At 57.8% G+C, this 11,733-nt stretch carries 11 protein-coding genes and 1 rRNA gene; 7 read left to right on the top strand and 5 right to left on the bottom strand.

Annotated elements, in window-relative coordinates:
* The first annotated feature begins 29 nt into the window (after positions 1 to 29).
* A 5S ribosomal RNA gene (gene rrf, locus BI292_RS02420) occupies positions 30 to 145 on the top strand.
* Positions 146 to 310: 165 nt separating this feature from the next.
* On the opposite strand, the gene BI292_RS02415 is transcribed toward rrf, so the two are convergent.
* Positions 311 to 1,678 carry a lysozyme inhibitor LprI family protein gene (locus BI292_RS02415; protein ID WP_101206857.1) on the bottom strand — a complete coding sequence of 456 codons (1,368 nt, stop codon included), beginning with the start codon at positions 1,676 to 1,678 and terminating at the stop codon, positions 311 to 313.
* 232 nt (positions 1,679 to 1,910) lie between these two features.
* Here BI292_RS02415 and BI292_RS02410 point away from each other — a divergent pair, with 232 nt between their 5' ends.
* The 4 genes from BI292_RS02410 (at position 1,911) to BI292_RS02395 (ending at position 7,102) form a co-directional block, all read left to right on the top strand.
* The gene (locus tag BI292_RS02410) at positions 1,911 to 3,515 is read left to right on the top strand and encodes a tetratricopeptide repeat-containing response regulator (RefSeq protein ID WP_101206855.1); all 1,605 of its coding nucleotides are present in this window, start codon (positions 1,911 to 1,913) and stop codon (positions 3,513 to 3,515) included.
* The gene (locus BI292_RS02405; RefSeq protein ID WP_092279080.1) at positions 3,512 to 4,201 is read left to right on the top strand and encodes a sensor histidine kinase KdpD; all 690 of its coding nucleotides are present in this window, start codon (positions 3,512 to 3,514) and stop codon (positions 4,199 to 4,201) included. Before BI292_RS02410 ends, BI292_RS02405 begins: the two co-directional genes overlap by 4 nt.
* Before the next feature lie 210 nt (positions 4,202 to 4,411).
* The gene (locus tag BI292_RS02400; RefSeq protein WP_178076518.1) at positions 4,412 to 5,653 is read left to right on the top strand and encodes a glutamine synthetase family protein; all 1,242 of its coding nucleotides are present in this window, start codon (positions 4,412 to 4,414) and stop codon (positions 5,651 to 5,653) included.
* 69 nt (positions 5,654 to 5,722) lie between these two features.
* Positions 5,723 to 7,102, top strand: coding sequence for an MFS transporter (locus BI292_RS02395; RefSeq protein WP_092279084.1), 1,380 nt, complete (start codon positions 5,723 to 5,725; stop codon positions 7,100 to 7,102).
* A 67-nt stretch (positions 7,103 to 7,169) separates the two neighbouring features.
* Here BI292_RS02395 and BI292_RS02390 read toward each other — a convergent pair whose 3' ends face one another.
* The 4 genes from BI292_RS02390 to flgA all read right to left on the bottom strand — a co-directional run bounded on the left by BI292_RS02390 (position 7,170) and on the right by flgA (position 9,785).
* A complete protein-coding gene (locus BI292_RS02390; RefSeq protein WP_092279086.1) occupies positions 7,170 to 7,916 on the bottom strand; it encodes a flagellar brake protein in 747 nt (248 codons plus the stop codon).
* A 98-nt stretch (positions 7,917 to 8,014) separates the two neighbouring features.
* A complete protein-coding gene (locus BI292_RS02385) occupies positions 8,015 to 8,482 on the bottom strand; it encodes a flagella synthesis protein FlgN (protein ID WP_092279088.1) in 468 nt (155 codons plus the stop codon).
* 47 nt (positions 8,483 to 8,529) lie between these two features.
* Positions 8,530 to 8,856, bottom strand: coding sequence for a flagellar biosynthesis anti-sigma factor FlgM (flgM, locus tag BI292_RS02380; protein ID WP_092279090.1), 327 nt, complete (start codon positions 8,854 to 8,856; stop codon positions 8,530 to 8,532).
* 167 nt (positions 8,857 to 9,023) lie between these two features.
* Positions 9,024 to 9,785: a flagellar basal body P-ring formation chaperone FlgA gene (flgA, locus tag BI292_RS02375; protein ID WP_092279092.1), complete on the bottom strand. Its 762-nt coding sequence runs from the start codon at positions 9,783 to 9,785 to the stop codon at positions 9,024 to 9,026.
* A gap of 87 nt (positions 9,786 to 9,872) precedes the next feature.
* Here flgA and BI292_RS02370 point away from each other — a divergent pair, with 87 nt between their 5' ends.
* On the top strand, positions 9,873 to 10,805 hold the full coding sequence (locus BI292_RS02370; protein ID WP_092279094.1) for a chemotaxis protein CheV: 933 nt from the start codon (positions 9,873 to 9,875) through the stop codon (positions 10,803 to 10,805).
* A gap of 46 nt (positions 10,806 to 10,851) precedes the next feature.
* Entirely contained in the window at positions 10,852 to 11,679 is an 828-nt protein-coding gene (cheR, locus tag BI292_RS02365; protein ID WP_074879171.1) for a protein-glutamate O-methyltransferase CheR, read from the top strand.
* Positions 11,680 to 11,733: the final 54 nt, after the last annotated feature.

The following is an 11,733-nucleotide window of genomic DNA, read 5'->3' as shown; positions in this document are numbered from 1 at the left end:
CATCTGGCCACGATTCGGTACCCGAATTTCTTGACGACCATAGAGCCTTGGAACCACCTGATCCCATCCCGAACTCAGTAGTGAAACGATGCATCGCCGATGGTAGTGTGGGGTTTCCCCATGTGAGAGTAGGTCATCGTCAAGATTAAATTCCGAAACCCCTATCTGCGTATGCAGGTAGGGGTTTTGTTTGTCCGCAACAAACACGAAATGCGCCTACGAAAAAGCCCCACTCAGACAACGTCTGGTGGGGCTTTCTTGCACCTACCGAAAATCAAACCACAGAACCAAGCCAACCCAACCCAACCCACTACATCCCATTGTCGCCTTCAACTTTCCCAACCGAAGTCGTCACCCCCGTCATACTCCGTCGCCCATTAACCTGATAACCACGCCCGCCATCTACGGACTCCGGTTTGCGCATCAAAAGTTGCGCATACAGTCCGTCCTTGGCGCTATAACCCCCGAACCAATCCATCAGTCGGCCGATATAACAATCGCCGCCCAGCGTGATCGGCATATCACCGACAATTTCAAACGTGTAATGCCCGGTGCCATAAGAGGAATAAGCGCCGTCACCCTCACCTGTCGGTGGAATAGGGCACAACGGGCGGCTCTGATCGCCCACATCTTTCGCTTCAGTCTTACTGACTTCGCTCAATGCCTGAGTCAGCGCTGTATGCAGCGCCGCGTCCAGAGTTGTTACCACGCCGGTTTCTTCATCTTTCTGAGTCTTGGGCACAGACAGCTCATAGCGATAATTGACACTTATAGTCGGCACATCGCCATTAAGCTTCAATGGATTGAGCAGGTAGACATGATCAACCCCGTAATAACTGTTCTGATAAGCCGCATAAATGCGCCCACGAGCCTTCACCCAGGTTACGGTTTGATTCGCCCCGCGACCATTCAGCGAAAAAAGGAAGCTTTCAGAATCCGCTTCAGAATTCGTTTCAGAACCAGGGCCGGCGACTCTCTTGACAAAAACATCGCCACTGCGCCGAAACGTTTCAATGTATTCAAACAACCCAGTGCCACCGGTGTAGGTATCGACCACCAGATCGCGAAGTCCATCGCCGTCCAGGTCCATCAACGTGTATGACCGATTTCCGTACTCCCCGGTAATCTCAGAAGCAGTCAACGCCTTCCATTCATCCTTAGTTACTCCCGCCGGGGCCGTCTTGGGCAGATGAGGTTCGTCGTCAGCGCCCTCGCTCGCAAAACCGGTCGTCCCAGCCTTGACCGCGAGCGAGTCCAACACCCGCTCCAGAGGAAACTCAGGGTCGGATTTTTCTATTGCCTGCCGTAAATCTTCAGATGCCAACCTGTCGACATCATCCGGCCTGTAAGCAACCGCCTCACTCCACTGCGCCTTCAACTCCTGCAAGCGTTCGCGATAGCGCTGATCAAGACATGCAACATCCTCTACGCAACGATCACGACTCTTCAGCCACGCACGCTGCGCTGTTCGCAATTCAACCTGTTGTTCGGAACTGGCTTTGACCAGTGCCCGATAAGCCGCGCCCATCTGCGTATCCAACGCGTAAAGCGCAGTATTCGCGCAGATGGATTTTTCGACGGTGCTCACTGCTTTCGTACAATCCATTCCAGTCGCCAGCGCATGCTCAGTAGACAGCAATGCACAGGCAGACAAAATCCAGCGTCCTTTGGTGTACACGTAATAAGACCTTGAGTTCGTAGAGTAAGTAAGTCCCGGCAAAGTGTGCATCAACCAAGCCTCTCAATACATGATTCTGCGCAGAACTCTTCAAGAGAACGCCACTGCTGGCCGATAACCCGAACGGCCGTTGTTTACTTTATCTGCAGCCGTTCGCCAGTCCCTCACGGGCGCGCGCGAAATCGTATGTTTGCTTTTGGGTTGTTCTTCTTAAATTGCCTGGAAATCTTCGATGCTGTCGTATCACCAAAAGAGTTTTCTGATCGTCGATGATTTCTCGGATTTCCGCAGCTCCGTCAGGTCCATGCTGCGAGAACTGGGCATCAAGGATGTCGACACCGCTGATACCGGTGAACAGGCGCTGCGGATGTGTGGGCAGAAGTCGTATGACTTCATCCTTCAGGACTTTCACCTCGGCGATGGCAAGAAGAACGGTCAACAGGTGCTCGAAGACCTGATGATCGAGAAACTGATCAGCCATGAAAGCGTGTTCGTCATGGTCACCGCCGAAACCAGCCAGGCCATGGTGCTCAGCGCCCTCGAGCATGAGCCCGACGCGTACCTGACCAAACCGTTCAACCGCTCCGGCCTCGCTCAACGCCTCGAGCGACTGGTGCAGCGCAAAACCTTGCTCAAGCCGATCCTGCAAGCGCTTGATCGCAACAAACCCGTCGAAGTGCTCAATGCCTGCATCGCCCTGTGCAAACAGGACGTCCGCTATGCGCCGCTGTGCCTGCGTTATCGCGCCGATGCCTTGCGCGACCTGAATCAGAACGAAGCGCTGGAACGCCTCTACGACAGCATCATTGCTGATCGGCCGCTGCCATGGGCATTCGCCGGGTTGGGCAAGTTGCTGTTCAAGCGCGGACAGGTCACTCAGGCCAAAGAAGTGTATGAAAAAGCCCTGAAAGTGTTTCCGATGATGCCGGCACTGTATGACGGCATGGCCGACGTGCTGGTTGCCCAAGGTGACACCAAAGGCGCCCAGCGCATTCTGGAAGAAGCCATTCGCCTGTCGCCACTGGCGGTCCGGCGTCAGGCGCTGCTGGGTAAGTTGGCAATGACTAACGAAGATTTCGAAACGGCCTCCAAGGCCTATCGCCAAGCGGTATCGCAAGGTGCGCAGTCGCGTTTCAAGGATGCCGAAAGCAACCTTGGCCTCGCGCATGCCTTGATCAGCAAGGGCAGCGACAAGGGCCTCGACACGCGCACACGACTGGAAATCAACACCACACTCAGCGCTGTCGCCAAGGAGAATCCTTCCGACCCCGGCCTGCAGGTGCGTGCGCGGCTGATGAAAGCCACCAGCCTGCTGCTCAACGACGCCGAGACCGCGGAAAAGCTCACCGAGCAAGCGATGATGCGCATCGAAGGCATGGAGCAATTCATGAGCGCCGAAGCAGCGCTGCTCGTCGCCAAGCAACTGCAAATGCTCGGTCAGGCGGATGCCGGTGCGTCGATGCTGAAAAACTGCGCGGAGATTTACGGTGACGACCCGGCGGTGATGCAAGGCATCGCCAAGCTGACCGACGATCCGACTATCCTCAATGCCGGCAATGCCGCCGCTGACCTTAACCGCCAAGGCGTGCGCGTGTACAAGGCCGGCAACCTGGTGGAAGCGCGGGACGTGTTCCGCAAAGCCCTGGCGCTGCAACCGAAGAACATCAGTATCGCGCTGAACATGGCGCAATCGTTGCTGCACGGCACGGACACCAGCGTGCCGTCGGCAGAACTTGAAGCGTGTCGCGCCTGCCTGAAAACGGTCGGCATGATGCCCGATACCGATCCGCGTTTTCCCCGTTATCAGAAGCTGCGAAGCAAGGCGTTTGGCGAATGAACGACACTGAACAGGCTCTCGATTTTTCCACGGTGATTGCCTCCACCGTGCACGACATGAAGAACTCCCTGGCGATGTTGATGCAGGCCCACAGCCAATGGCTCGCGCGCCTGCCGGATCAGCAGCAGAGCACGGAGCAGGGCGTTATCGAGTTTGAATTCGCCCACCTCAACGGCATGCTTGTGCAACTGCTCGGGCTGTACAAGTTGGGCGTCAATCAGATGCCCTTGCAGCCGGCTTACCACGAACTCGACGACTTCATCGAGGCGCAACTGGCCGCGCATCAGGATGTGTTCGCCAGTCGCGGCATCATGGCCACCTACGAGGTCGATCCGCTGAGCCCGTTGGGTTTCTTCGACCGCGAACTGATCGCGACCGTGCTCGGCAACAGCATCAACAACGCGATCCGTTTTGCCCGCGATTCGCTGTTGATCACGGTCAGCGACGAGGCCGGTCAGTTGGTTATCACGGTCAACGACGATGGCGAAGGCTACCCGGCGCAGATGATCGAGCGCCAGGCCGATTACGTGCAGGGCATCAACCACAGCAGCGGCAGCACCGGCCTCGGTTTGTATTTCGCCGGACGGATTGCTGCGTTGCATCAGCGCAATGGCGTCGGCGGTTTTACTCGCATCAGCAACGGCGGGCCGCTTGGCGGCGGCGTCTTCAGTGTTTATCTACCCTGAAACGATGCAGCAGGCCTTTTTGTTCGCCGGTGCTTGATATTCCGAACGGGCGGAGCCTATTTTGTTCGGGTCGCCGTTCGCGGCTCGCACAACAACAAGGATTGCGTCATGACAACCGATGGCCAGCGCTCACTCGCTCAGCGATTGACCGGCATTGATGAGATTGAATGTGTTACTCCGGATTTGAACGGCGTACCACGGGGCAAAGTAATGACCGCCGAGGGTTTCCTCGAAGGGCGCCGGTTGCAGATGGCGCGGGGCGTGCTGCTGCAATGCATCATGGGCGGATATCCGCCAGCGCGGTTTTACGGCAGCGATGATGGTGACCTCGCATTGGTGCCGGACTCCGCACAGATTCACCGCTTGCCCTGGAGCCGCCAGCCGCGCGCGTTGGCCATCTGCGACGCCGACGAATTGAGCGGCGAGAGCTCGGCGCTGTCGACGCGCGGTCAGCTCAAAGCGGTCATCGCCCGTTACGCCGCGCGCGGTTTGGCGCCGGTAGTGGCGACTGAACTTGAGTTCTTCGTGTTCGCGCCCAATTCCGATCCGACCCAACCGTTCCAGCCCCCGCTGGGCCTGGACGGTCGTCGTGAGGAAGGGCATTCGGCGTTCAGTGTCAGCTCCAACAACGGCCTGCGCCCATTCTTCAGCGAAGTCTACGAATGCATGGCCGCGCTGGGCTTGCCGCGCGACACGTTCATGCACGAGATGGGCGTCAGTCAGTTCGAGATCAATTTGCTTCATGGCGATCCGTTGCTGCTGGCCGACCAGACATTCCTGTTCAAGCACCTGTTGAAAGAAGTCGCGCTCAAGCACGGCTTGACCGTGGTGTGCATGGCCAAGCCTTTGGCGCACACGCCGGGCAGTTCGATGCATATTCACCAGAGCATCGTCGAGATCGGCAGCGGCCGTAACGTGTTCAGCGACCAGCATGGCCAACCGACCGCGACGTTCCGGCATTTCATCGGCGGGCAGCAGGCTGGCATGGCGGACTTCACCGCGCTGTTCGCGCCCAACGTCAATTCGTACCAGCGCTTGTGCCATCCGTTCGCCTCGCCGAACAACGCCTGCTGGTCCGAAGATAACCGTGCGGCCGGTTTGCGCATTCCGGCGAGTTCGCCAGTGGCCCGGCGCGTGGAAAATCGCCTGCCTGGCGCCGATGCCAATCCGTACCTGGCGATCGCCGCGAGCCTGGCTGCCGGGCTGCACGGCATCGAAAACGAGCTCGAACCGAGCGCGGCGATTCAGGGCGAATTTGTCGTCCCGGATAATCTTTCGTTGCCATGTACCTTGCATGCCGCTCTTGAGCGTCTGAAGCGTAGTCAATTGGCGATGGAACTGTTTGGCAAGGAGTTCATCGAAGGCTACATCGCTTCGAAGACCATGGAGTTGACCAGCTTCTTTGATGAAATTACTCCCTGGGAACGGCGTGTTTTAGCAGCCCAGGCCTGACGATCCGTCGTCTTCGGGCTATCGTTTTCCGATAGCCCGATCCACTGCAAGGAGCCGCTCGGAACGCCGATGCGCCAAATCTGGAAATCCTTTCGAGCGCTGTATTTTGCCTCGCTGATGATGTTGATCGGCTCGGGCCTTTTAAGCACCTATCTGGCCTTGCGCCTGGCCGCTGACAACGTCGACAGTTTGTGGGTAGGTGCGTTGATGGCGGCGAACTATTTCGGCCTGGTATTGGGCGGCAAGATTGGTCACCGGCTGATTGCCCGGGTCGGGCACATTCGTGCCTATGCTGCGTGCGCCGGGATCGTCGGCGCCGCGGTGTTGGGCCACGGTTTGATTGACTGGCTGCCGGCGTGGCTGTTTTTGCGGGTGATCGTCGGTCTCGGCATGATGTGCCAGTACATGGTCATCGAGAGCTGGCTCAACGAGCAGGCTGAGGCCAAGCAACGCGGTCTGGTATTCAGCGGTTACATGATCGCTTCGTACCTGGGTCTGGTGTTGGGGCAACTGATCCTGGTTCTGCATCCGGGGTTGGGCTTGGAACTGCTGATGCTGGTCGCGCTGTGTTTCGCCTTGTGTCTGGTGCCGGTGGCCCTGACCCGACGCATTCACCCGGCGGCGCTGCACCCGGCGCCGATGGAGCCGCGCTTCTTTATCAAACGTGTGCCGCAGTCATTGAGCACAGTGCTCGGCGCCGGTTTGATCGTCGGTTCGTTCTACGGTCTCGCGCCGCTGTATGCCTCGCAACAAGGGCTGTCGACGGAGCAGGTCGGTCTGTTCATGGGTAGCTGCATTTTTGCCGGTCTGGTGGTGCAGTGGCCGTTGGGCTGGTTATCCGATCGTTACGACCGGGCGCTGCTGATTCGCTGTTTTGCGTTTTGTCTGGCATTGGCGGCGTTGCCGCTGGCGATCATGACTGACGTGCCGCTTGAAGTGCTGTTCATCGCCGGGTTCCTCTGTTCGCTGGTGCAGTTCTGTTTGTATCCGCTGGCCGTGGCGTTCTCCAATGACCACGTCGAGGGTGATCGCCGAGTGTCGCTGACGGCGATGTTGCTGGTGACTTACGGCGTGGGCGCGAGCATCGGGCCGTTGGCCGCTGGCGTGCTGATGAAGCTGTTCGGCAGTCACATGCTGTATGCCTTTTTCAGCTTCTTCGCGTTGGTGCTGGTGTGGCGAATTCGTCCGAAAGCGGTCACCAATCTGCACGTGGTCGACGATGCGCCGCTGCATCACGTCGCCATGCCAGACAGCATGTCGAGCTCGCCGCTGGTCGCGGCGCTCGATCCACGTGTCGACGAGCAAGTGGTGCATGAGCAGATGCATAACCCGGTCGAGCCTGAACCAGAGCCTGAGCCGGAACAGCAGCCAGAATCCGACCCCGCTACCGACGAGCCGGAAGACCCGGACGCCGGACGCGAACAAAGCTTCACCGAAGCCAGGCCTTGAAATAGGCGCATAAAAAAACGGGCAGTCACCGCAAGGGACTGCCCGTTTTTATAGGCGCGGGATACTGCTACATATCGTCTTTATCAAAGCGCCGCGCTTCGCGTTGCAGCTGATAGACGAAGCGTTCGACCTGCCGTTGCACCAGCCCGCTCATATTGTGAAAGCGCACCCCGGCGAAGGTGGTGGAGATTCTTTCTTCGAAATGCAGGTAACGCAATTCAACCGGGGCGGTCATGCTGCCGAAGGGCAGGGCGGCGATGAAACGGTCGTAGACCTGGCCCAGTTGCAGGCTGGAGGTGATATCGCCCTCGAAGCGCAACTTGCAGCCGGTCGCGGAGATGTCCAGCAGCTTGCCGCTGATGGGCGACTTGAGTTTGTCGCCGCCCAACTCAACGCTGACCAGTTGTGCGAGTTTCAATGCGGCGCGGAAGGCGTTGCGGCGCTGGTGATAAACCACTTCGGTCGGCAATGCGCCACGGTAGCAGCGTGCGCCATCGGTTTCGCTGATAGTCAGCGGGCCGTTGCTGTCCCAGGCGATGCGCACACCGTCGTGGAAGCCTTCGACGCGATAGGGTTCGCCGGCCAACAGGAAACGTTCACCGTCGCGCGGGATCATTTCGTCCAGGGCCATTGTGTTGCTGTCACGATCGATGTCCACCAGATAGCTCTGGAAACGCTGGCTACGTTCGTGGAACGTGATGATCAGCGGATCATGGCTGTCTTGCAGCTGGCGCAGGTTGCCGGAGATTTCCAGGGGAGTGGTGAGCACCTTGGGTGGCTGCGGAGCATCATCCGCGCTTGAGGCATTGAACACGGTTCATCAATCTCCAGACAAAATATGACTACTAGCAGCATTGGCTAGCATTCTGCCAGCATGTTTCGTGTCTTGATAGGGCGTGCTGATTTGCGCGCTCACGCCTGGCTGAGCGGGCGGGGCTTCGCCAGCTTGGCGGTGGAGCCGCGGGCGTCATACAGCGCTGGAGGTTCGCCGCCGGTGAGAATCTTCAATTGATTGGCGGTGGCGGCCTGCTGCATCAGGATCGACTGGCCATTTTTGACGTTGGCCGCCTGGCATTGAGCCAGCAGATCAGTCAGCACATCGCTCTGCGCCAGCAACTGGTCGCCAATGCTCGAATGGCTGGCGAGTTGCTCAAGACCCTCGCGGGTCATGGGCAGGTTGAGGCTGACGAGGATTTCGCTGCGCTTGCGGCCATGCTGTTCGAGCAGAATGATCAGTGCCTGTTTCTGCGCCAGAATTTCTTCGAGCAGTGGCATGTCGCGACCGTGCAAAGCGAGGGACTCGGTTTGCAACAACTCCAGCAAACGTTGAGCTGGAGCAAAGTCATCGGTGATCAATTGCAATAAATTAGTGTCGTGCATGGCTGGCCTTGGGTTTTAAGCGTCCAAAAGCCGGCGCAGGCGAAGGCCTAGCGCTGGGCTTCGAAGTTGAGCAGTTTGCTGGCTACACGGCTGCTGTCGACTTTATAGCTGCCATCGGCGATTGCTGCTTTCAACTCGGCCACACGGGCGTTGTCGACAGCAGGTTGATCGCGCAGCTTGTCAGTGACCTTCTGCAACTGTTGAGCCTCATTGCTGAGGTGTACCGATTCCCCGCTTTTGACGGTACTGGCCTGTTCGGCCGGGGTATTCAGCGCTGCGGATTTGCCGGCGTCGGCGGTTTCCTTGGCAACGTTGGTACGAGTACTGCCCGAAAGTGACGAGGCGTTATTTAAACGGCTGAAATCAATGACCATGACAAAAAACCTCTGGGTATTTGGACGCTTGCCATGTTTTCGGCACTCCCTGCGAAAACTTTAGGCCCATTTAAACAATGAGCTGCAACGCGCCACCACTTGAGTTGCATGGGCACAGTTTAGGCATGCGCCAAGCGGCGCGCCATAGGTTCACGACATCCCTGACGTCACATGGACACTTCCACCTGACCCGGCGCGGTAACTTGCGCCTTGATCACGCGCATCGAATTAAGATTTTTTACCCGTATTTGTTGGGACATGCCGCCATTGGACAGCGCTTCGCCGGGCATGCGCACGCTGAGCGTACCGCTGCGGGCGGTGATCACCACCTGATCGCCCTTGCGCACCACTTCTGCCTGTTCGAGGTGAACCAGGGTCATGACCTGGTCGGCTACCGTTGGTCGGGTAAGTTTCTGCCCAATCGCTTGGTCAACCGAGGTGAAGTAACCCTGATTGATCAGGCTGATGTCGCGCTCACGCAAAGCAACATCGCCAGGTTCGATAATGCCGCTACGCTTGAGAGGCCGAGTGGTGGTGACGACTTCCCGAAACAGGCGTACTTGAGCGGGTACGAACACCGTCCACGGTGAATTGCCCTCGCACCGCAGCTTGACCGTGACCCGGCCAATCGGCGTTGCCGGACTCTCCAGCGTGGCTGTCAATTCCTTGTCGCACATGGGCATGCGCATACGCGGATCGAGCTGTTTGACTTCGATCTCGTAGCGGCCCTCGGTTTGACTGGTCGCCAAATAGTCTTCAACAGTGAACTCAAGAAACCCCTGAGTCACGCCGATAAGCATATCAGGCAAGGTAACCGCGTCAGCAACGGCAGGGCTGCCAAGGGGCAAAAGGCAAACGGCCGACATCACGCAAAGCAATTTGCGGTAGTTTGATGTCAGGCGTCGGAAAAATGTCGTTTGTTCGTTCATACGGGTTAAAAAGCAAGCGCCGTGCCGTTTAGTGATGAATGTGCGTCGCAACACAACTTAGCGTTGGTTGGTGTGGGGAGTCTGGGCATGGCTGGTGTAATGGATTCGGTAAACCAGCGCACGCAACTGGTAGGGCAGAATCGCCTGGAGCTGTTGTTGTTCCGTCTCGACGGCAAACAGCTTTATGGGATCAACGTATTCAAGGTTCGTGAGGTGCTGCAATGCCCCAAGCTGACCGTGATGCCCAAGTCCAGTCCCGTCGTGTGCGGTGTGGCAAATATTCGCGGGGCGACCATCCCGATCCTGGATCTGGCGATGGCCACCGGTTCCGGAGCGTTGAAAGACAAGAACAGTCCTTTCGTGATCATCACGGAGTACAACACCAAGACTCAGGGTTTCCTGGTTCGGTCGGTAGAGCGCATCGTCAACATGAACTGGGAGGAGATTCATCCGCCACCCAAGGGCACTGGACGCGATCATTACCTGACGGCTGTGACTCGGGTCGACAATCAGTTAGTCGAAATCATCGACGTCGAGAAGATCCTCGCCGAAGTCGCGCCGACCCCGGAAGCGATTTCAGCCGGTGTGGTCGATGTCGAAACCCAGCACAAGGCGTTGTCCTTGCGCGTGTTGACCGTTGATGACTCGTCGGTGGCGCGCAAGCAGGTCTCGCGTTGCCTGCAAACGGTCGGCGTCGAAGTGGTGGCGCTGAACGACGGTCGGCAAGCGCTGGATTACCTGCGCAAACTGGTCGACGAGGGCAAGAAACCGGAAGAAGAATTCTTGATGATGATTTCCGACATCGAGATGCCGGAGATGGACGGGTACACCCTGACGGCCGAAATCCGCAGCGACCCGCGCATGCAAAAGCTCCATATCATCCTGCATACTTCGTTGTCGGGTGTGTTCAATCAGGCGATGGTCAAGAAAGTCGGTGCCGATGACTTCCTGGCCAAATTCCGCCCTGATGACCTGGCATCCCGGGTAGTCGACCGGATCAAAGCAGCAGACATCAGCTAGGGGCCTTTTGCCCCTGGCGGTTCACACGATTTAAGAGGCGGTATCTTTGTCTACGGGTAATTTGGATTTCGAACAGTTCCGGGTATTCCTGGAAAAAGCCTGTGGCATTTTGCTTGGTGAAAACAAGCAATACCTGGTGTCGAGCCGTCTCAACAAACTGATGGAACAGCAGGGCATCAAGTCCCTGGGTGAGTTGGTGCAGCGCATCCAGACCCAGCCGCGCAGTGGTTTGCGCGAAATGGTGGTGGATGCCATGACCACCAACGAAACCCTGTGGTTTCGTGACACCTATCCGTTTGAAGTCTTGAAGAACAAGGTGTTGCCTGCGGCGATCAAGGCTGCTCCCGGCCAGCGTCTGCGGATCTGGTCGGCGGCGTGCTCGTCGGGTCAGGAACCGTATTCGCTGTCGATGTCGATCGACGAGTTCGAGCGCGTCAACATGGGCCAGTTGAAGATGGGCGTGCAGATTGTTGCCACTGACCTGTCCGGCACCATGCTGACCAACTGCAAGACCGGCGAATACGACAGCCTGGCGATCGGTCGCGGTTTGTCGCCCGAGCGCCTGCAGCGTTACTTCGACCCGAAAGGGCCGGGCCGCTGGGCGATCAAGGCACCGATCAAGAGTCGCGTCGAGTTTCGTTCGTTCAACCTGCTCGACAGCTACGCGGCGCTGGGCAAGTTCGACATCGTGTTCTGCCGCAACGTGTTGATCTACTTCTCCGCCGAGGTGAAGAAAGACATTCTGTTGCGCATCCACAGCACGCTGAAGCCGGGCGGTTACCTGTTCCTTGGCGCATCGGAAGCGCTGAACGGTTTGCCCGATCATTACCAGATGGTCCAGTGCAGCCCGGGGATTATTTACCAGGCGAAGTGATGCAAAAAGCAGCGCGCTTAAAAAGGGAGTCCTCAGGGACTCCTTTTTTATGCG

The sequence above is a fragment of the Pseudomonas sp. 43NM1 genome (assembly GCF_002836905.1).
GTDB lineage: Bacteria > Pseudomonadota > Gammaproteobacteria > Pseudomonadales > Pseudomonadaceae > Aquipseudomonas > Aquipseudomonas prosekii.
Note: the sequence above shows the minus strand (reverse complement) of the source record. Positions and strands in the feature narration are given on the sequence as shown.

Bases quoted from the DNA above. Each gene is read 5' to 3' on its own strand.
- BI292_RS02410 (WP_101206855.1), top strand. From the start codon at position 1,911: ATGCTGTCGTATCACCAAAAGAGTTTTCTGATCGTCGATGATTTCTCG.
- BI292_RS02405 (WP_092279080.1), top strand. From the start codon at position 3,512: ATGAACGACACTGAACAGGCTCTCGATTTTTCCACGGTGATTGCCTCC.
- BI292_RS02400 (WP_178076518.1), top strand. From the start codon at position 4,412: ATGACCGCCGAGGGTTTCCTCGAAGGGCGCCGGTTGCAGATGGCGCGG.
- BI292_RS02395 (WP_092279084.1), top strand. From the start codon at position 5,723: ATGCGCCAAATCTGGAAATCCTTTCGAGCGCTGTATTTTGCCTCGCTG.
- BI292_RS02385 (WP_092279088.1), bottom strand. From the start codon at position 8,482: ATGCACGACACTAATTTATTGCAATTGATCACCGATGACTTTGCTCCA.
- flgM (WP_092279090.1), bottom strand. From the start codon at position 8,856: ATGGTCATTGATTTCAGCCGTTTAAATAACGCCTCGTCACTTTCGGGC.
- flgA (WP_092279092.1), bottom strand. From the start codon at position 9,785: ATGAACGAACAAACGACATTTTTCCGACGCCTGACATCAAACTACCGC.
- BI292_RS02370 (WP_092279094.1), top strand. From the start codon at position 9,873: ATGGCTGGTGTAATGGATTCGGTAAACCAGCGCACGCAACTGGTAGGG.